Here is a 16,961-nt window from a genome sequence, read left to right on the forward strand (position 1 = left end):
ACAGGGGTATTTTAACAATTTCGCCCAGAGCTTTGGGCTAAAATTAACAATTAGTTCGGCGTACGGAAAAACCTATAACAAATAAAGATCTTTGTAATATGCATCAACGGAATCTTCCCAAGTAAAACGCATTTTTTTTGCATTCGCCTTAATACGTTTCCAAGTGGGTTTGTCATTTTCCCAAACATTCAATGCCTCGTCAAAAACCTTGACCATATTTCTGATTTGTTGGTCATAGGTCTTTCCCTGAAAGGCAAAACCCGTCTTCATATGGGTCACAGTATCCTTCAAACCTCCGGTGTGGTGCACCAAACAAGGATTACCGTTTCTCATGGCCAACATTTGACTTATTCCGCAGGGCTCGAACAAACTTGGCATAAAGTAGAGATCTGTTTCCAAGTACATGGAATCGATCAGATCTTCCGACTGTCCGTTGGTAAAAATAAAATTCTTGTGCTTGTAGCTCATTTTACGGAACAAATCCTCATAATCCGGATTCCCGGTTCCCAATAGCATAAAAATACCCTCAACTTGATCCAACCTTTTTAATATTTCCTCAAAAGCCTCTGGCGAACGTTTTAGGAAATAAAATTTCTGTTCCGTCAACCTGGCTACGCTGGAAACAATAAACTTGGGTCTGTTTCCTACGTATTGCATAATCTTTTCGCCGGTATGGGCCAAAAAATCAGCCTTGTATTTTTTGGATTCGTCCTGTAACCAACGAAACAAGGCCTTTACGGTATTCCTGTAAAGATTTCCCTTTTCCGCGGTTCTAATGTTATTGTAATTGGATGCATTCAAGATACCAAACAGTCTTCCTTCATTATTCGCTTTTTGCAAATCTTTTTCCAAGCCTTCCCCGCCAATAAACTCGGGCGGTCTACTGGGCAGCATAACATCTTCCTTATATGATGGGGATACCGTATGCACTGCATCCGCCAAACGAATCCCTACGGCCATTAAGTTAATACAGTCCGGGTAACGTGGATCCATCAATGTCTTATGATCTAATTGGATTTCTGGAAACCAATGGTTTACAGAGGCATAATTGTTATAAAACGGTCTGATACCCTGTATCGCCAGGTTATGTATGCTATAAACATATCGGATTTTTTTTAGGTCGCGATAGGCGGGGTGATATGCCTTTAGAAATAATACGGCACTGGAATGCCAATCGTGCATGTGTACAATATCCAAAGTACCGAACGCCCCAATTTTTATAGCTTCGGCGACCGCTGTAGAAAAAATCATGAATTTTACGAAGTCATTGAAGAATGGCTCCGTTGGATCATCATGATAAATATGGGCAATACCACCCTCTTTTATTTCGGGATGGTGAATGACATAATGGGTAATATTCTTTATGATTTTCTTGGGTAGCACCTCATAAATCTCTGCCTCATATGTAGTCCCCCTTAAGATAAATTCCAACGGCGCCTTAAAGATTCCGTTCTGATGCAACCTCCCATACGATGGCACTACCACGTGGGCCCGATCACCGCGATTGGCAATTTCCCTGGGAACATCCCTCACTACATCACCCATTCCTCCTGCCTTACAATCAGGAATTGCGTCGTTTTCCGCGGATACAAAAAGAAAATTATTCATACAATACACATAGGGGATTGATAACTTAGAAAAGGTAATTAAAGTTTTAGACTGTTCCAAAAAAAAAGGCTCTCTAAAAAGAAAGCCTTTTACCTGGTAACATCTTTATTTTATCTTAAATGCCTTTTTCTGAGGATAGTAGGCCATACTTCCCAATTCCTCCTCAATTCGTAATAATTGGTTATACTTGGCCATACGGTCCGATCTGGAGGCGGAACCTGTTTTGATTTGACCACAATTCAAGGCTACGGCCAAATCGGCAATGGTATTATCTTCCGTTTCACCAGATCTATGGGACATTACTGAAGTATACCCGGCATTCTTCGCCATGTTCACGGCCGCAATAGTTTCCGTTAGAGTACCTATTTGGTTTACTTTAATCAAAATAGAATTGGCAATACCCTTTTCTATTCCCGTGGACAATCGTTCTACATTGGTCACAAATAGATCATCACCTACCAATTGCACCTTATCCCCTATTTTTTCCGTTAGGGCTTTCCATCCATCCCAATCGTTTTCGTCCATGCCATCCTCAATGGAAATAATAGGATATTTCTCGGTCAAATCCGCCAAATATTGTGCCTGTTCCTCAGAGGTCCTTACCACACCTTTACTTCCTTCAAACTTGGTATAGTCATAGGCTCCGTTCACGTAGAATTCCGCAGAGGCACAATCCAAGGCAATCATAACCTCATCCCCTAATTTATAACCGGCTTTCTCAACCGCCTTTGCAATGGTATCCAAAGCATCCTCGGTTCCCCCGGCAAGATTGGGTGCAAATCCACCCTCATCACCCACTGCGGTACTCAATCCCCTATCATGTAAAACCTTTTTAAGATTATGGAAGATTTCCGTACCCATCTGCATAGCATGGGAGAAACTTTTAGCCTTTACGGGCATGATCATAAACTCCTGAAAAGCAATTGGGGCATCTGAATGGGACCCTCCATTAATTATGTTCATCATGGGAACAGGTAAGGTATTGGCACTTACGCCACCTACATATCTGAATAGGGACAAGCCCAATTCATTGGCAGCGGCCTTTGCCGCAGCTAGGGATACCCCTAAAATAGCGTTGGCCCCTAATTTGGATTTGTTGGGAGTACCGTCCAAATCAATCATGGTCTGATCCAAAAGGTTTTGCTCGAAAACGGACATTCCCAATATTTCCTCTGCGATGACCGTATTAACGTTTTCAACGGCCTTCATAACTCCTTTGCCCATAAAGGTCTTTCCTCCATCACGAAGTTCAACCGCTTCATGCTCTCCCGTGGAAGCCCCAGAAGGGACTGCGGCCCTCCCTATGACTCCATTTTCCGTAATTACATCTACCTCAACCGTTGGGTTTCCTCTTGAATCTAAAATTTGTCTTGCGTGAACGCTTAATATGATACTCATTTGATATTTTCTTTAATAACTTGTTTGAAAATTGATGGATAAAGATACGAACGTTAGCACCACATTGCTAAAATGATCCTTTCTATTCCACATAATATAACGATTTTTTAAACTTCTGTGGATTGTTTTGATGTTTTCTCAATCAACTTGAAAAAATCATCAAAAAGATAGTCCGCATCATGGGGTCCAGGGCTGGCTTCCGGGTGATATTGTACGGAAAAGACGTCCTTGTTTTTCATACGGATTCCGGCCACGGTTTGATCATTTAAATGCACATGGGTAATTTCTAAATCCTGATTGGCCTCCGTTTCCTCCCGGTTGATCGCAAATCCATGGTTTTGCGAGGTAATTTCCCCCTTCCCGGTTAGTAAATTCAAGATGGGATGGTTGATACCCCTATGACCATTATGCATCTTATATGTAGAAACTCCATTGGCCAATGCGATGACCTGGTGGCCCAAACAGATCCCAAACAGAGGTTTGTCCGTTTTTATGATCTCCTTGGCAACTTGAATCGCTTCGCTTAAAGGTTCCGGGTCACCAGGACCGTTTGAAATAAAATAGGCATCCGGATTCCAATTAGACATTTTAGAAAAAGTGGTGTTGTACGGAAATACTTTAATGTATGCGCCTCGTTTTTCTAAATTCCGAAGTATATTTCTCTTTATTCCAATATCCAAAGCCGCGATTTTGATTGGCGCAGAAGCATCTCCAAAAAAATATGGTTCTTTGGTAGAAACTTTTGAGGCCAGTTCCAAGCCTTCCATACTAGGGACTTTTTCCAGTTGCTTTTTTAACTCGGGAATATTATCCACTTCAGTAGAAATCACAGCGTTCATCGCACCATTGTCGCGGATATAACTGACCAACGCCCTTGTATCCACATCTGAGATCGCAAATAGGTTGTTCTTATCCAAAAATTCCTTTAGGCTTGCATCGGCCAAGGGACGGGAATATTCATAGCTAAAGTTTCTACATATCAATCCGGCAATTTTTATTGTTTCGGATTCCACCTCATCGGAGTTTGTTCCGTAATTTCCAATATGGGCATTGGTTGTCACCATTAGTTGCCCAAAATAAGAGGGGTCTGTAAAAATTTCCTGATATCCTGTCATACCGGTATTGAAACAGACTTCCCCGAAAGCGGTTCCATCTTTGTCTCCTACGGATTTTCCATAAAAAATGGTCCCGTCGGCTAATAAAATTAAAGCTTTCTTTTTGGCTTGATACTTCATGCTATTCCTTTACTTTTTATCCGTTCACAAAAAAACATAAAAAAAGGATAGGCTGTAAGGCCTATCCTTTTATAATTATCAATTTTTATTGACATTTTACTCTTTTGAATCATCCTCCTTTTTAACCTCGGCTTCAGGTTGTGATTCATTCTCCGGTTTTGCCTCAACTTCTGGAGCGGCTTCTTCGGCAACTGGTTGCGTAACTTCAGTTTCATCAGCTTTTACAGCTTCAGAACCAGAACTTTTACCACCTCTTCTACTTCTTCTAGTTGACTTTTTCTTAGGTTTACCAGCGTTGTAAAGTTCATTGAAATCTACCAACTCGATCATGGCCATATCCGCGTTATCCCCCAATCTGTTTCCTAGTTTGATAATCCTTGTGTAACCACCGGGTCTATCCGCTACTTTTTCGGATACTACACTGAAAAGTTCGTTTACGGCATATTTATCGCGAAGGTTTTTGAATACGATACGCCTATTGTGGGTACCCTTTTCAGCAGTTTGATTGTTTTCAGCCTTGGACTTTGTGATCAAGGGCTCCACAAACTGCTTCAAGGCCTTCGCCTTGGCTACGGTTGTATTAATTCGCTTATGCTCGATCAAAGAACAAGCCATATTTGCCAACATAGCCTTTCTATGGGCAGATTTTCTTCCTAAATGGTTAACTTTTTTTCCGTGTCTCATGTTATTACAGTATCATCTTGCTACCAAATCCCAATCCCTATCGTTTTGAGGGAGGGAGAGCAAAATATGATTAATTAATCCTTATCTAATTTATATTTTGATAAATCCATTCCAAAGCTTAGACCTTTGTTGATTACCAACTCCTCTAGCTCCGTCAAGGATTTTTTTCCGAAGTTTCTGAACTTCATCAAATCATTCTTGTTGAAGGAAACCAAATCCCCCAAAGTATCTACCTCCGCAGCCTTTAAACAGTTCAAGGCACGTACCGATAGATCCATATCTACCAATTTAGTCTTCAACAATTGTCTCATATGCAGCGATTCCTCATCATAGGTCTCTGTTTGAGCGATTTCATCCGCTTCAAGCGTAATACGCTCATCGGAGAATAACATGAAATGATGTATCAAGACCTTGGCTGCTTCGGTCAAAGCGTCCTTAGGATGAATGGAACCATCAGATACGATTTCGAAAACCAATTTTTCATAGTCGGTCTTTTGTTCCACACGATAGTTCTCAATGCTATATTTTACATTCTTGATCGGTGTAAATATAGAATCCACAGCTATCGTTCCTATTGGTGCCCCTGATTTCTTATTTTCCTCTGCCGGAACATATCCCCTACCTTTATCTATGGTAATTTCCATATTGATGCTGATCTTGGGATCCATATTGCAAATTACTAAGTCTGGATTCAGCACTTGATAACCTGAAATGAATTTTTGGAAATCCCCAGCCGTCAACTGTTCTTTTCCACTTACTGAAATTGATACAACTTCAGCTTCCGAATCTTCTATTTGCTTCTTGAAACGGACTTGTTTCAAGTTCAGGATAATTTCGGTTACATCCTCTACAACACCCGAAATAACGGAGAACTCGTGTTCTACTTTATCAATCCTCACGGATGTAATGGCATGGCCTTCCAAGGAAGAAAGCAACACCCTTCTAAGTGCATTCCCAACAGTTAATCCATAACCAGGCTCCAAAGGACGAAATTCGAATTTTCCTTCGAAGTCTGAGGAATCGATCATTATTACTTTATCGGGTTTCTGAAAATTAAATAATGCCATAATTGGATCAGTGTTGTTTTTATTTAGAATAAAGCTCGACGATTAATTGTTCTTTGATGTTTTCAGGAATCTGAAGTCTTTCAGGAACGGAAACAAATGTTCCCTCCTTCTTCTCACTGTTCCAAGTTATCCATTCGTAAACACTACTGTTTGCCGAAAGGGAATCTTGAATGCTCTGTAAAGACTTGGATTTTTCCCTAACACCCACAACGTCACCTGCTTTTAATGTATAGGAAGGGATATTTACAATATCTCCATTAACCGTAATATGTCTGTGGGAAACCAGTTGTCTTGCGCCACTTCTAGATGGGGAAATTCCCATTCTAAACACCACGTTGTCCAAGCGGCTTTCGCACAATTGCAAAAGGATCTCGCCCGTAACCCCCTCTTTCCTCTTAGCGGTGGCGAAAAGGTTTCTAAATTGCTTTTCAAGTATACCGTAGGTATATTTTGCTTTTTGTTTTTCCATCAACTGAACGGAGTACTCAGACTGTTTTCCTCTACGTCTGTTACTTCCATGTTGTCCTGGAGGGTAATTTTTCTTTTCAAAGGACTTGTCGTCCCCGAATATCGCCTCACCAAATTTACGGGCGATTTTTGATTTAGGTCCTGTGTATCTTGCCATTTTCTAAAATTATGAAGGTGGGATTATGAATTAAGGCTTATCCTTCGATAATCGTAATTACACCTTCGGTGAAATTTATTTATAGTTTTTCGATTAAACCCTTCTTCTTTTTGGAGGCCTACATCCATTGTGTGGCATTGGCGTAACGTCGATAATTTCAGTTACTTCGATTCCTGAATTGTGTATGGAACGTATAGCGGATTCCCTTCCATTTCCAGGACCCTTAACATATACCTTCACTTTACGCAAACCTGCTTCATGTGCAACTTTTGAACAATCTTCAGCCGCAACCTGAGCCGCATATGGGGTATTCTTCTTGGAACCCCTAAATCCCAATTTACCTGCTGATGACCAAGAAATAACATCACCTTTCTTATTCGTCAAAGAAATGATAATATTATTGAATGAAGCATTTATGTGTGCCTCTCCCACGGAATCAACAATAACTTTACGCTTTTTAACTACTTTCGTATTTGCCTTTGCCATATTAAATTTTAGTTTCTAGTTGTTAGTTTTTAGTTATTGGAATCCTAGACTTTTACATTTCAAACAGATTCTTCTAACGTCTAAATACTAATGACTACTATTCTATTTTTATTATTTAGTAGCTTTCTTCTTGTTAGCAACTGTTTTTCTCTTACCTTTTCTTGTCCTAGAGTTATTCTTGGTACGTTGTCCTCTTAATGGCAAGCCAGACCTATGACGTATACCTCTGTAACATCCAATATCCATTAATCGCTTAATATTCAACTGAATTTCTGAACGTAACTCACCTTCAATTGTATAGAAAGAAACGGCTTCCCTAATACGACCTATTTCATCATCGTTCCAGTCAGAAACCTTTGTATCCTCACTAACTTGGGCCTTCTCCAAAATTTCCTTGGCCCTGCTTCTTCCTATTCCGTAAATATAGGTCAAGGCGATTACGCCCCTCTTTTGTTTTGGTATATCTATACCCGCGATTCTTGCCATAACTACCCTTGTCTTTGTTTAAATCTAGGATTCTTTTTGTTGATTACGTACAATCTGCCTTTTCTGCGAACGATTTTGCAGTCGGCGCTTCTCTTTTTTACTGATGCTCTTACTTTCATGTGTTAATCTTTATTCTCTCTATTGTCACATGTAACCTCCTTTAACCAAGCCTAAAATGGAGCTAAGCAAATAGTAGGTTTCATCTTACTATCTTAGTATCTATAAGTAATTCTTGCTTTACTAAGGTCGTACGGACTCATTTCCAATTTAACCTTGTCTCCAGGCAACAACTTTATATAATGCATGCGCATCTTACCTGAAATATGCGCCGTAACTACATGTCCATTTTCCAATTCCACCCTGAACATTGCATTAGACAATGCTTCAATAATGGATCCATCTTGTTCTATCGCTGCTTGTTTAGCCATAAACTATGCTACTTTTCTATTTTTTCCGGTTTTCATCAATCCGTCATAATGCCTATTCAAAAGATACGAATTCACCTGTTGTACAGTATCAATTGCCACACCTACCATAATCAATAAAGAGGTACCACCGTAAAAAAGTGCCCATCCAGCCTGTACATCCAATAATTTCACCACAATTGCCGGTAAAACGGCCAGCAAAGCTAAAAATATAGATCCAGGTAACGTAATTAAAGACATTATTTTATCCAAATAATCGCCAGTTTCCTTTCCAGGTCTAATTCCTGGAATAAAACCGCCACTACGTTTCAAATCATCTGCCATCTTATTCGTAGGTACGGTAATAGCTGTATAGAAATAGGTAAATATGATAATAAGGAAGGCGAACAATAAATTATAGGCCCATCCAAAAATATCGGCAAATTGAACTTGCATCCACTGACCAAACGACGTATCGTCAAAAGATTGACCTATCAAACCAGGAACGAACATAATAGCCTGAGCGAAAATAATGGGCATTACTCCTGAGGCATTAAGCTTCAAGGGAATATATTGCCTAGCTCCCATGACATTTTTTTCATATCCGCCTGAAGCCGTTCTTCTGGCATACTGCACCGGTATTTGTCGCGTTGCCATAACCAACAGAACACTGGCCAAAATTACAAGGAACCATACGATTACCTCAATTAGTATGAACATTAATCCTCCATTATTGTTGGTAGTCCTTGAAACGAATTCCTGGACAAATGACTGTGGCATGGTTGCTATAATGCCTATCATAATCAATAATGAGATACCATTACCAATACCTTTATCCGTAATCTTTTCTCCCAACCACATAGCGAATACACAGCCCGATACCAATATGATTACCGCTGGTATCATAAAGTCCAGTCCCTTTCCAAGTACAAAAGCAGTATCAGGAACACCAAATGCCCCTAAACCGTAAAGGTAAGCAGGAGCTTGAACAATACAAATACCAATGGTCAACCAGCGCGTAATTTGATTGATTGTCTTCCTTCCACTTTCTCCCTCCTTTTGCAATTTTTGCAGGTAAGGTATTGCAATACCCATTAATTGGACAACGATTGAGGCCGATATATATGGCATGATGCCCAATGCGAATATGGAAGCATTGGCGAAAGCCCCTCCCGTAAATGCATTTAAAAGCCCAAAAATACCTTGGTCCGTACCATCAGCCAATCCACCCAACTGTGTGGAATCTATACCAGGAAGAACAATTTGACAACCAAATCTATAAACCAATAGAAGGCCTAGAGTAATAATAATTCTATTCCTAAGCTCTTCTATCTTCCAAATATTGGATATTGTATCGATAAATTTCTTCATGTTCCCGCTTATACTTATAAACTTATTGCTTCACCACCTGCAGCTTCAATAGCAGCTTTTGCCGAAGCAGTAAATTTATGTACAGATACTTTAAGGGCAGTTTTTATTTCGCCACCTCCTAAAATCTTAACCAAATCGTTTTTACCCACCGCACCTATCTCCACCAGGGTATCAAAGGAAACTGTATCCTTAATTACTTTGGCATCTACAAGCTCCTGCAATTTATTAAGGTTAATTCCTTTATATTCCTTTCTGTTAATATTGGTAAAACCAAACTTGGGAACTCGTCTCTGCAATGGCATTTGTCCTCCTTCAAATCCGATTTTCTTTGAGTAACCAGATCTAGATTTTGCACCCTTATGCCCTCTTGCAGCAGTGCCTCCCTTTCCAGAGCCTTGTCCTCTACCTAAACGTTTACCATCCCTATTTACGGAACCTTCTGCAGGTTTTAGATTACTTAAGTTCATTATATAGATATTTAAGCTTCTTCAGTTGAAACTAAATGTTTAACTTTATTTATCATTCCAAGAATATTAGGTGTTGCATCATGCTCAACAACCTGTCCTATTCTTTTTAGTCCAAGAGCCGCCAAAGTCCTTTTCTGGTTCTGAGGTTTTTTAATACCGCTCTTCACTTGTTTTACTTTAATCTTTGCCATAATAAACTCTCTTAACCTTTAAATACCTTCTCCAAGGAAATACCTCGTTGTTCTGAAATTGTCTTGGCGTCCCTTAATTGCAATAAAGCGTCAAATGTTGCCTTTACCACATTATGAGGGTTTGAAGACCCTTGAGATTTAGATAATACATCATGTACACCAACGGCTTCCAATACGGCTCTTACAGCGCCACCGGCAATTACTCCGGTACCATGCGAAGCTGGCTGTATATAAACACGTGCTCCACCATATTTACCCTTTTGTTCATGTGGTAAGGTACCTTTGTTCAGTGGAATGCGAATCAAGTTCTTTTTTCCGTCTTCGATTGCCTTTGCGATTGCCGTTGCAACTTCTTTAGATTTTCCAAGACCGTGACCTACAACACCATTCTCATCACCAACAACTACTATAGCAGAAAAACCAAATGCCCTACCACCTTTCGTAACTTTGGTAACACGCTGAACGCCTACCAATCTATCTTTTAAATCTAAACCTCCTGGTTTGACTGTTTCTACGTTTTTGTACTTTTGGAACATACCTTTTATTTAGAATTTTAAACCTGCTTCCCTTGCACCATCGGCCAAGGACTTTACCCTACCATGGTAGAGATTTCCACCCCTATCAAATGCAACCTTTTCTATGCCGGCAGCCTTTGACTTTTCTGCTATAGCCTTTCCTACCAAAGCGGCAATTTCGGTCTTGTTTCCCTTTTTGGATGCTATATCCTTATCCCTTGAGGAAGCAGCCGCCAAAGTAACTCCTTTTTCATCGTCTATCAATTGTGCATAGATTTCACTGTTACTTCTAAAAACAGACAATCTTGGCCTTTCGGCGGTTCCATTGGAAACCTTACGGATTCTCCTTCGAATTCTATACTTTCTTTGTGTTTTTGATAATCCCATAATACTTTTATTAAGCCGATTTACCTGCTTTTCTTCTTAATTGTTCACCAACAAATTTGACCCCTTTTCCTTTGTAAGGTTCAGGCTTACGGAAGGATCTAATCTTTGCCGCTATGTGCCCAACCAACTGCTTGTCGTGAGAAGTTAATTTAACTATAGGGTTCTTTCCTTTTTCCGAAATTGTTTCGACCTTAACCTCCGGGGCTAGATCAAAAACGATATTATGCGAAAAACCTAAGGCCAAATCCAGTTTTTGACCTTGATTACTGGCACGGTAACCTACACCTACCAATTCCAACTCCTTGGTCCACCCTTGGGAAACCCCTTTGACCATATTCAATATCAAAGCTCGGTAAAGACCGTGTTTTGCTTTATGCTCCTTAGAATCAGATGGTCTTGTTACCCAAGCCTGCCCGTCTTCTATTTTAACTTCGACACCAGAGAAATCTTGGGTCAATTCTCCCAACTTACCTTTTACGGTAATTTCGTTGTCCTTGACCTCTATCGTTACTCCTTCTGGAATCGCTATCGGATTATTTCCTATTCTAGACATCTTCTAACTCTTTAATTCTATTAATATACGTAGCATAAAACCTCACCACCAACATTCTCGGCCTTGGCTTGCTTACTTGTCATGACACCATGCGACGTTGAGACAATTGCAATACCCAATCCATTAAGGACCCTTGGCAAATTATCGTTGGAGGAGTATTTTCTTAAACCAGGCTTACTGATACGTTGTATCTTTTTTATTACAGGTTCCTTCGTCACCTTATCATATTTCAAGGCAATTTTAATGGTACCTTGAACTTTGTCCTCCTCAAACTTGTAACTTAAAATATACCCTTGATCGAATAATATTTTAGTAATTTCCTTTTTTAGATTGGACGCTGGGATTTCAACAACCCTGTGCCCTGCCCTACTTGCGTTCCTAACTCTCGTTAAATAATCTGCTATAGTATCTGTTACCATTTATATATAATTCGGTGACGGTTTTTAGCTTCATGCTAAACCTGAAACCAGTTATTAATCCTATTATTCTACCAGCTGGCCTTTTTAACACCGGGTATCAAACCTTGGTTTGCCATTTCCCTGAACATTACCCGAGAGATTCCAAAAGTCCTCATATAACCTTTTGGTCTTCCAGTTAACTTGCATCTATTGTGCATACGTACTGGAGAGGCATTTTTTGGCAATTTCTGTAATGCTTCATAATCGCCAGCTTCCTTTAGAGCTTTGCGTTTTTCAGCATATTTAGCTACAGTCTTCGCCCTTTTTCTCTCGCGGGCCTTCATTGATTCTTTAGCCATTCTAGTTCTTTTTAAAAGGTAATCCTAATTCTGTTAATAATGATTTTGCTTCCTTGTCCGTTTCGGCAGAGGTAACAAATGTCACATCCATCCCGTTAATTCTATTGATTTTATCAATATTGATCTCCGGGAAGATAATCTGTTCCGTAATTCCTAGGTTATAATTACCGCGTCCATCAAAACCGGTAGCTTTGATACCTTGAAAATCTCGAACCCTAGGAAGCGCGGAAGTAACCAACCTATCCAAAAATTCGTACATACGATCTCCACGTAATGTAACCTTGGCACCAATTGGCATTCCTTTTCTTAGTTTAAAAGCAGCAACGTCCTTCTTAGAAATTGTTGCAACCGCCTTTTGACCTGTAATCATAGTCATCTCATCAACAGCATGGTCAATGAGCTTTTTATCGGCAACAGCGGCACCAACACCCCTACTTACCACAATTTTTTCCAATTTTGGAACTTGCATTACGTTTTTGTAACCAAATTCTTCGGTCAAGGCCGCTATAACACGGTCCTTATATTCTTTCTTTAATCTTGCAACGTAAGCCATAACTAAATTACTTCATTTGATTTCTTGGAAACCCTAACTTTTTTTCCATCTCTAACCTCGAAACCCACTCTTGTGGTCTCACCGGATTTTGAGTCGATCAATGATAGGTTGGAAATGTGAATTAAAGCTTCCTTTTTCACGATTCCACCCTGAGGGTTTTGAGCACTAGGCTTCTCATGTTTGGAAACAACATTGACACCCTCTACAATCGCTTTATTTTTTTCAAGATTTACGGACATTACTTTTCCTTCGGAACCTTTATGGTCTCCAGAAACAACCCTTACCGTATCTCCTGTTTTTATCTTTAACTTCTTCATCTTATCAACTAATTATAGTACCTCAGGGGCCAATGAAACAATTTTCATGAACTGCTTATCCCTAAGCTCTCTTGCTACAGGACCAAAAACACGTGTACCGCGCATTTCTCCAGCAGGGTTCAATAACACACATGCGTTGTCATCGAAACGGATATAAGAACCATCAGGTCTTCTAACCTCCTTTTTGGTCCTTACTACCACAGCAGTGGAGACAGCACCCTTCTTGATACCTCCATTTGGAGTAGCTTCCTTTACAGTAACTACTATCTTGTCACCTATAGAAGCATATCTCCTCTTTGTACCACCAAGAACACGGATAGTCAAAACTTCCTTGGCTCCGGTATTATCTGCAACCTTTAATCTAGATTCTTGCTGTAACATAACTTATTTGGCTCTTTCTAAGATTTCTACTAACCTCCAACACTTGGTCTTGCTCATAGGACGTGTCTCCATAATCTTTACGGTATCACCGATATTACAATCGTTCTTTTCGTCGTGGGCAACATATTTTTTTGTTTTCAAAACGAACTTACCGTACATAGGGTGTTTTACTCTCTTAACCTCAGAAACAACAATGGACTTTTCCATTTTGTCACTGGTTACAACCCCAATTCTTTCCTTTCTTAAGTTTCTTTTTTCCATAAAGCAGAACCAATTATTGGTTTTCCCTTTTAGTTAATTCAGTAGCCAATCTTGCAACCGTTCTTCTCACCTTTCTGATCTGAAGAGGGTTTTCCAATGGAGTCACAAAATGAGCCATTTTTAAATCTGCATGCTGCTTCTTATACTCTGCAAGTTTTTCCGTAAGTCCATCAACAGACAATTCCTTAATTTCCTGATTTTTCATAATTTCCTACGATTAATTGTCAACTGTATAATCTCTTGCAACAATAAATTTTGTTCTAACCGGAAGCTTTTGTGCCGCTAGTCTAAGTGCTTCCTTTGCAATATCCATGGACACCCCGGCAATTTCAAACATTACCCTTCCAGGTTTTACAACGGCCACAAAGTATTCTGGAGCACCTTTACCTTTACCCATACGTACCTCCAATGGCTTTTTGGTAATAGGCTTGTCCGGAAATATTTTTATCCACAATTGACCTTCCCTTTTCATGTACCTAGTAGCAGCGATACGAGCAGCTTCAATTTGACGGGAAGTCAAAAAAGAAGAATCCATAGATTTTATTCCGAACATACCATTAGAAAGTTGATGCCCTCTACCGGCAATTCCTTTCATCCGGCCTGTCTGCATTTTTCGGAACTTCGTTCTTTTTGGTTGTAACATTTTTCTCTACTTCTTTAATTATTACTTTCTTCGACGTGGCTTTCTTGCACCATCTTGCTTTCCAGGTTTGGAGGCCTGCCCTTTTTGCATCCCAATTAACGGGGAAAGCTCTCGTTTTCCGTAAACCTCACCCTTCATAATCCAAACCTTGATTCCTAATTTTCCATAGGTGGTCTGAGCTTCTTGCAATGCATAGTCGATATCCGCCCTAAATGTGGACAAAGGAATTCTTCCTTCTTTGTAAGATTCAGATCGTGCCATTTCAGCGCCGTTCAATCTTCCTGAAATCTGAACTTTTATTCCTTCGGCGTTCATTCTCATCGCAGCAGCAATGGCCATCTTGATAGCTCTTCTAAAAGAAATCCTACTCTCAATCTGTCTTGCAATACTTGCAGCTACAAGATTTGCGTCCAATTCCGGTCTTTTGATCTCGTAAATATTGATCTGAACCTCTTTATTGGTAATCTTCTTAAGCTCCTCTTTCAATTTGTCAACCTCTTGACCCCCCTTACCAATGATAATACCTGGTCTGGCAGTGGTTACGGTAACCGTAATCAGTTTTAAGGTTCTCTCAATAATAACCCTTGAAACACTTGCCTTGGAAAGCCTAGCATGGATATATTTTCTAATCTTATCGTCTTCTGCAAGCTTATCACCATAATCCTTTCCTCCATACCAGTTAGACTCCCATCCTCTGATAATTCCTAGACGATTCCCTATTGGATTTGTTTTTTGTCCCATTCTAGCTCTCTATATTATTGTTAGATCCCAAAACCAAGGTTACATGGTTTGAACGTTTTCTTATCCTATGCGCTCTACCCTGTGGCGCAGGACGCAATCTCTTAAGCATTGTACCGCTATCCACACGAATCTCCGAAACAATCAAATCAGCATCTTCCAAACTAGCATCCTCATTCTTCGCCTGCCAATTTGCCAAGGCCGAAAGCAACAATTTCTCTAGTTTTCTAGAAGCTTCTTTAGGATTAAATCTTAATATAGCTAGCGCCTTTTCAACCTTTTCACCACGTACCAAATCGGCCACAAGCCTCATTTTCCTAGGTGAAGTAGGACAATTGTTCAATTTAGCGAAAGCTACTTTCTGCTTTTCTGCCTTAATTCTTTCGGCCATTTGTTTTTTACGAACTCCCATAGCTTACTTCTTTCCTTTATTCTTTGCACCTGCATGACCCCTAAAAGATCTTGTAGGTGAAAATTCCCCTAATTTATGCCCAACCATGTTCTCCGTTACGAAAACAGGTACAAATTGTTTCCCATTATGAACAGCAATAGTTAGTCCAACAAAATCAGGTGTAATCATTGATGCCCTTGACCATGTCTTAATAACCGATTTCTTACCAGAAGAAACACTGTCCTGAATTTTCTTTTCTAAACTGTAATGAACGTAAGGTCCTTTTTTTAGTGAACGTGCCATTTCTTTCTACTTTTTATTTCTTTCTACGTTCTATTATATACTTATTGGTACTCTTGGTCTTGGAACGAGTCCTATACCCTTTGGCAGGAATACCTTTTCTAGATCTTGGATGACCACCGGAAGCCCTACCTTCACCACCACCCATTGGATGATCCACAGGGTTCATGGCTACTGGCCTAGTCCTTGGTCTTCTGCCCAGCCATCTGCTTCTACCCGCTTTACCGGACACCAATAATTGGTGGTCAGAATTAGAAACTGCACCTATAGTCGCCATACAAGAAGACAAAACCAACCTTGTTTCACCAGAAGGCATCTTAACGGTTACAAATTTTCCATCTTTTGCCATTAATTGTGCAAAAGTACCAGCACTTCTTGCCATAACCGCACCCTGACCAGGACGCAATTCGATACAAGAAATAATAGTACCCAATGGAATCTCGCTTAGAGGCAACGCATTTCCAATCTCAGGTGCAGAACCTGCACCGGCAGAAACTTGTTGGTCCACCTTTAACCCATTTTGGGCAACAACGTATCTTTTTTCCCCATCAACATACTCCAAAAGTGCTATAAAAGCAGTTCTGTTTGGATCGTACTCGATAGACTTTACCGTAGCGGCAACATCCTGCTTATCTCTCTTAAAATCGATAACACGGTACCTTCTTTTATGCCCACCACCTTTTTGGCGTATGGTCATCTTTCCTTGACTGTTTCTACCTCCGGACTTTTTTAACGGAGCAAGTAAGCTCTTCTCCGGCTTATCAGCAGTAATGGCGTCAAACCCGTTTACTACTCTAAAACGCTGTCCAGGAGTGATTGGTTTTAATTTTCTAACTGACATTTCTTGTCTTTATAGATTACTGTAAAAATCAATTATATCACCTTCCACAACATCAACAATCGCCTTCTTAGTTGCGTTTGTCTTCCCATGCTGTACACCAGTTTTTGTAAATCTGGTCTTTCTTGTTGGCCCATAATTCATCGTTCTAACTTTCTTGACCGAAACACCATAAGTAGCCTCAACAGCATCTTTAATCTGAATCTTGTTGGCCTTCGGATCAACTAGGAAACCATAACGGTTGTTCAACTCGCCCTCCGCAGTCATTTTTTCCGTTATAATTGGTTTTATCAACACACTCATGA

The 16,961-nt window shown here is 40.1% G+C and carries 29 protein-coding genes; all 29 read right to left on the bottom strand.

The window, feature by feature from the left end:
• Positions 1-72 precede the first annotated feature (72 nt).
• A complete protein-coding gene (locus DZC72_RS01240; RefSeq protein ID WP_125221116.1) occupies positions 73-1,608 on the bottom strand; it encodes a glycogen synthase in 1,536 nt (511 codons plus the stop codon).
• Positions 1,609-1,713: 105 nt separating this feature from the next.
• A complete protein-coding gene (gene eno, locus DZC72_RS01245; RefSeq protein ID WP_125221117.1) occupies positions 1,714-3,006 on the bottom strand; it encodes a phosphopyruvate hydratase in 1,293 nt (430 codons plus the stop codon).
• Between the two features lie 107 nt (positions 3,007-3,113).
• Positions 3,114-4,241 (bottom strand): glutamine-hydrolyzing carbamoyl-phosphate synthase small subunit, encoded by a 1,128-nt coding sequence (gene carA / locus DZC72_RS01250; RefSeq protein ID WP_125221118.1) that lies wholly within the window; start codon positions 4,239-4,241, stop codon positions 3,114-3,116.
• 96 nt (positions 4,242-4,337) lie between these two features.
• The gene (gene rplQ / locus DZC72_RS01255; RefSeq protein WP_125221119.1) at positions 4,338-4,925 is read right to left on the bottom strand and encodes a 50S ribosomal protein L17; all 588 of its coding nucleotides are present in this window, start codon (positions 4,923-4,925) and stop codon (positions 4,338-4,340) included.
• A gap of 74 nt (positions 4,926-4,999) precedes the next feature.
• Positions 5,000-5,992: a DNA-directed RNA polymerase subunit alpha gene (locus DZC72_RS01260; protein WP_125221120.1), complete on the bottom strand. Its 993-nt coding sequence runs from the start codon at positions 5,990-5,992 to the stop codon at positions 5,000-5,002.
• Positions 5,993-6,011: 19 nt separating this feature from the next.
• Positions 6,012-6,617, bottom strand: coding sequence for a 30S ribosomal protein S4 (gene rpsD, locus DZC72_RS01265; protein ID WP_099546251.1), 606 nt, complete (start codon positions 6,615-6,617; stop codon positions 6,012-6,014).
• A 93-nt stretch (positions 6,618-6,710) separates the two neighbouring features.
• Positions 6,711-7,103, bottom strand: a complete 393-nt coding sequence (gene rpsK / locus DZC72_RS01270; protein WP_099546252.1) for a 30S ribosomal protein S11 — start codon at positions 7,101-7,103, stop codon at positions 6,711-6,713.
• Positions 7,104-7,214: 111 nt separating this feature from the next.
• The gene (rpsM, locus tag DZC72_RS01275; RefSeq protein WP_125221121.1) at positions 7,215-7,589 is read right to left on the bottom strand and encodes a 30S ribosomal protein S13; all 375 of its coding nucleotides are present in this window, start codon (positions 7,587-7,589) and stop codon (positions 7,215-7,217) included.
• Between the two features lie 2 nt (positions 7,590-7,591).
• Positions 7,592-7,708 (bottom strand): type B 50S ribosomal protein L36, encoded by a 117-nt coding sequence (gene ykgO, locus DZC72_RS01280; protein ID WP_013305171.1) that lies wholly within the window; start codon positions 7,706-7,708, stop codon positions 7,592-7,594.
• Between the two features lie 93 nt (positions 7,709-7,801).
• Positions 7,802-8,017, bottom strand: a complete 216-nt coding sequence (gene infA / locus DZC72_RS01285) for a translation initiation factor IF-1 (RefSeq protein WP_013751343.1) — start codon at positions 8,015-8,017, stop codon at positions 7,802-7,804.
• A 3-nt stretch (positions 8,018-8,020) separates the two neighbouring features.
• Positions 8,021-9,364, bottom strand: coding sequence for a preprotein translocase subunit SecY (secY, locus tag DZC72_RS01290; protein WP_125221122.1), 1,344 nt, complete (start codon positions 9,362-9,364; stop codon positions 8,021-8,023).
• A 14-nt stretch (positions 9,365-9,378) separates the two neighbouring features.
• Entirely contained in the window at positions 9,379-9,831 is a 453-nt protein-coding gene (rplO, locus tag DZC72_RS01295; protein WP_125221123.1) for a 50S ribosomal protein L15, read from the bottom strand.
• A gap of 11 nt (positions 9,832-9,842) precedes the next feature.
• Positions 9,843-10,022 carry a 50S ribosomal protein L30 gene (gene rpmD, locus DZC72_RS01300; protein ID WP_099546256.1) on the bottom strand — a complete coding sequence of 60 codons (180 nt, stop codon included), beginning with the start codon at positions 10,020-10,022 and terminating at the stop codon, positions 9,843-9,845.
• An 11-nt stretch (positions 10,023-10,033) separates the two neighbouring features.
• Positions 10,034-10,558 (bottom strand): 30S ribosomal protein S5, encoded by a 525-nt coding sequence (gene rpsE / locus DZC72_RS01305; RefSeq protein WP_099546257.1) that lies wholly within the window; start codon positions 10,556-10,558, stop codon positions 10,034-10,036.
• Between the two features lie 9 nt (positions 10,559-10,567).
• Entirely contained in the window at positions 10,568-10,924 is a 357-nt protein-coding gene (rplR, locus tag DZC72_RS01310) for a 50S ribosomal protein L18 (protein WP_125221124.1), read from the bottom strand.
• A gap of 10 nt (positions 10,925-10,934) precedes the next feature.
• Positions 10,935-11,477, bottom strand: a complete 543-nt coding sequence (rplF, locus tag DZC72_RS01315; RefSeq protein ID WP_094995998.1) for a 50S ribosomal protein L6 — start codon at positions 11,475-11,477, stop codon at positions 10,935-10,937.
• A 20-nt stretch (positions 11,478-11,497) separates the two neighbouring features.
• Positions 11,498-11,896 (bottom strand): 30S ribosomal protein S8, encoded by a 399-nt coding sequence (gene rpsH, locus DZC72_RS01320; protein ID WP_099546260.1) that lies wholly within the window; start codon positions 11,894-11,896, stop codon positions 11,498-11,500.
• Positions 11,897-11,964: 68 nt separating this feature from the next.
• Positions 11,965-12,234, bottom strand: a complete 270-nt coding sequence (gene rpsN, locus DZC72_RS01325; protein WP_099546261.1) for a 30S ribosomal protein S14 — start codon at positions 12,232-12,234, stop codon at positions 11,965-11,967.
• Between the two features lies 1 nt (position 12,235).
• Positions 12,236-12,787 (bottom strand): 50S ribosomal protein L5, encoded by a 552-nt coding sequence (gene rplE / locus DZC72_RS01330; RefSeq protein ID WP_099546262.1) that lies wholly within the window; start codon positions 12,785-12,787, stop codon positions 12,236-12,238.
• A gap of 2 nt (positions 12,788-12,789) precedes the next feature.
• Positions 12,790-13,104, bottom strand: a complete 315-nt coding sequence (rplX, locus tag DZC72_RS01335; protein WP_099546263.1) for a 50S ribosomal protein L24 — start codon at positions 13,102-13,104, stop codon at positions 12,790-12,792.
• Between the two features lie 12 nt (positions 13,105-13,116).
• Positions 13,117-13,485 (bottom strand): 50S ribosomal protein L14, encoded by a 369-nt coding sequence (gene rplN / locus DZC72_RS01340; protein ID WP_027064819.1) that lies wholly within the window; start codon positions 13,483-13,485, stop codon positions 13,117-13,119.
• A 3-nt stretch (positions 13,486-13,488) separates the two neighbouring features.
• Entirely contained in the window at positions 13,489-13,746 is a 258-nt protein-coding gene (rpsQ, locus tag DZC72_RS01345) for a 30S ribosomal protein S17 (protein WP_094996003.1), read from the bottom strand.
• Positions 13,747-13,759: 13 nt separating this feature from the next.
• Positions 13,760-13,951, bottom strand: a complete 192-nt coding sequence (gene rpmC, locus DZC72_RS01350) for a 50S ribosomal protein L29 (protein WP_099546264.1) — start codon at positions 13,949-13,951, stop codon at positions 13,760-13,762.
• A gap of 12 nt (positions 13,952-13,963) precedes the next feature.
• Positions 13,964-14,389: a 50S ribosomal protein L16 gene (rplP, locus tag DZC72_RS01355; protein WP_099546265.1), complete on the bottom strand. Its 426-nt coding sequence runs from the start codon at positions 14,387-14,389 to the stop codon at positions 13,964-13,966.
• Positions 14,390-14,410: 21 nt separating this feature from the next.
• The gene (gene rpsC / locus DZC72_RS01360) at positions 14,411-15,130 is read right to left on the bottom strand and encodes a 30S ribosomal protein S3 (RefSeq protein WP_125221125.1); all 720 of its coding nucleotides are present in this window, start codon (positions 15,128-15,130) and stop codon (positions 14,411-14,413) included.
• 1 nt (position 15,131) lies between these two features.
• Positions 15,132-15,539: a 50S ribosomal protein L22 gene (rplV, locus tag DZC72_RS01365; protein WP_125221126.1), complete on the bottom strand. Its 408-nt coding sequence runs from the start codon at positions 15,537-15,539 to the stop codon at positions 15,132-15,134.
• A gap of 3 nt (positions 15,540-15,542) precedes the next feature.
• Positions 15,543-15,821 (bottom strand): 30S ribosomal protein S19, encoded by a 279-nt coding sequence (rpsS, locus tag DZC72_RS01370; RefSeq protein WP_099546268.1) that lies wholly within the window; start codon positions 15,819-15,821, stop codon positions 15,543-15,545.
• 13 nt (positions 15,822-15,834) lie between these two features.
• Positions 15,835-16,659 carry a 50S ribosomal protein L2 gene (gene rplB, locus DZC72_RS01375; protein WP_099546269.1) on the bottom strand — a complete coding sequence of 275 codons (825 nt, stop codon included), beginning with the start codon at positions 16,657-16,659 and terminating at the stop codon, positions 15,835-15,837.
• Between the two features lie 9 nt (positions 16,660-16,668).
• Entirely contained in the window at positions 16,669-16,959 is a 291-nt protein-coding gene (gene rplW / locus DZC72_RS01380) for a 50S ribosomal protein L23 (RefSeq protein ID WP_099546270.1), read from the bottom strand.
• Positions 16,960-16,961 lie beyond the last annotated feature (2 nt).

Origin of the sequence: Maribacter algicola, from assembly GCF_003933245.1 — a bacterium.
GTDB lineage: Bacteria > Bacteroidota > Bacteroidia > Flavobacteriales > Flavobacteriaceae > Maribacter > Maribacter algicola.

Bases quoted from the DNA above. Each gene is read 5' to 3' on its own strand.
- infA (WP_013751343.1), bottom strand. From the start codon at position 8,017: ATGGCTAAACAAGCAGCGATAGAACAAGATGGATCCATTATTGAAGCA.
- eno (WP_125221117.1), bottom strand. From the start codon at position 3,006: ATGAGTATCATATTAAGCGTTCACGCAAGACAAATTTTAGATTCAAGA.
- rpmD (WP_099546256.1), bottom strand. From the start codon at position 10,022: ATGGCAAAGATTAAAGTAAAACAAGTGAAGAGCGGTATTAAAAAACCT.
- rpsM (WP_125221121.1), bottom strand. From the start codon at position 7,589: ATGGCAAGAATCGCGGGTATAGATATACCAAAACAAAAGAGGGGCGTA.
- rpsQ (WP_094996003.1), bottom strand. From the start codon at position 13,746: ATGGAAAAAAGAAACTTAAGAAAGGAAAGAATTGGGGTTGTAACCAGT.
- rpsH (WP_099546260.1), bottom strand. From the start codon at position 11,896: ATGGTAACAGATACTATAGCAGATTATTTAACGAGAGTTAGGAACGCA.
- rplO (WP_125221123.1), bottom strand. From the start codon at position 9,831: ATGAACTTAAGTAATCTAAAACCTGCAGAAGGTTCCGTAAATAGGGAT.
- rplX (WP_099546263.1), bottom strand. From the start codon at position 13,104: ATGAAGAAGTTAAAGATAAAAACAGGAGATACGGTAAGGGTTGTTTCT.
- rplF (WP_094995998.1), bottom strand. From the start codon at position 11,477: ATGTCTAGAATAGGAAATAATCCGATAGCGATTCCAGAAGGAGTAACG.
- ykgO (WP_013305171.1), bottom strand. From the start codon at position 7,708: ATGAAAGTAAGAGCATCAGTAAAAAAGAGAAGCGCCGACTGCAAAATC.
- DZC72_RS01240 (WP_125221116.1), bottom strand. From the start codon at position 1,608: ATGAATAATTTTCTTTTTGTATCCGCGGAAAACGACGCAATTCCTGAT.
- rpsE (WP_099546257.1), bottom strand. From the start codon at position 10,558: ATGTTCCAAAAGTACAAAAACGTAGAAACAGTCAAACCAGGAGGTTTA.
- rplQ (WP_125221119.1), bottom strand. From the start codon at position 4,925: ATGAGACACGGAAAAAAAGTTAACCATTTAGGAAGAAAATCTGCCCAT.
- rplB (WP_099546269.1), bottom strand. From the start codon at position 16,659: ATGTCAGTTAGAAAATTAAAACCAATCACTCCTGGACAGCGTTTTAGA.
- rpmC (WP_099546264.1), bottom strand. From the start codon at position 13,951: ATGAAAAATCAGGAAATTAAGGAATTGTCTGTTGATGGACTTACGGAA.
- rplW (WP_099546270.1), bottom strand. From the start codon at position 16,959: ATGAGTGTGTTGATAAAACCAATTATAACGGAAAAAATGACTGCGGAG.
- rplN (WP_027064819.1), bottom strand. From the start codon at position 13,485: ATGTTACAGCAAGAATCTAGATTAAAGGTTGCAGATAATACCGGAGCC.
- secY (WP_125221122.1), bottom strand. From the start codon at position 9,364: ATGAAGAAATTTATCGATACAATATCCAATATTTGGAAGATAGAAGAG.
- rpsK (WP_099546252.1), bottom strand. From the start codon at position 7,103: ATGGCAAAGGCAAATACGAAAGTAGTTAAAAAGCGTAAAGTTATTGTT.
- DZC72_RS01260 (WP_125221120.1), bottom strand. From the start codon at position 5,992: ATGGCATTATTTAATTTTCAGAAACCCGATAAAGTAATAATGATCGAT.
- rpsC (WP_125221125.1), bottom strand. From the start codon at position 15,130: ATGGGACAAAAAACAAATCCAATAGGGAATCGTCTAGGAATTATCAGA.
- rplE (WP_099546262.1), bottom strand. From the start codon at position 12,787: ATGGCTTACGTTGCAAGATTAAAGAAAGAATATAAGGACCGTGTTATA.
- rplR (WP_125221124.1), bottom strand. From the start codon at position 10,924: ATGGGATTATCAAAAACACAAAGAAAGTATAGAATTCGAAGGAGAATC.
- rpsS (WP_099546268.1), bottom strand. From the start codon at position 15,821: ATGGCACGTTCACTAAAAAAAGGACCTTACGTTCATTACAGTTTAGAA.
- rpsD (WP_099546251.1), bottom strand. From the start codon at position 6,617: ATGGCAAGATACACAGGACCTAAATCAAAAATCGCCCGTAAATTTGGT.
- rplP (WP_099546265.1), bottom strand. From the start codon at position 14,389: ATGTTACAACCAAAAAGAACGAAGTTCCGAAAAATGCAGACAGGCCGG.
- rplV (WP_125221126.1), bottom strand. From the start codon at position 15,539: ATGGGAGTTCGTAAAAAACAAATGGCCGAAAGAATTAAGGCAGAAAAG.
- rpsN (WP_099546261.1), bottom strand. From the start codon at position 12,234: ATGGCTAAAGAATCAATGAAGGCCCGCGAGAGAAAAAGGGCGAAGACT.
- carA (WP_125221118.1), bottom strand. From the start codon at position 4,241: ATGAAGTATCAAGCCAAAAAGAAAGCTTTAATTTTATTAGCCGACGGG.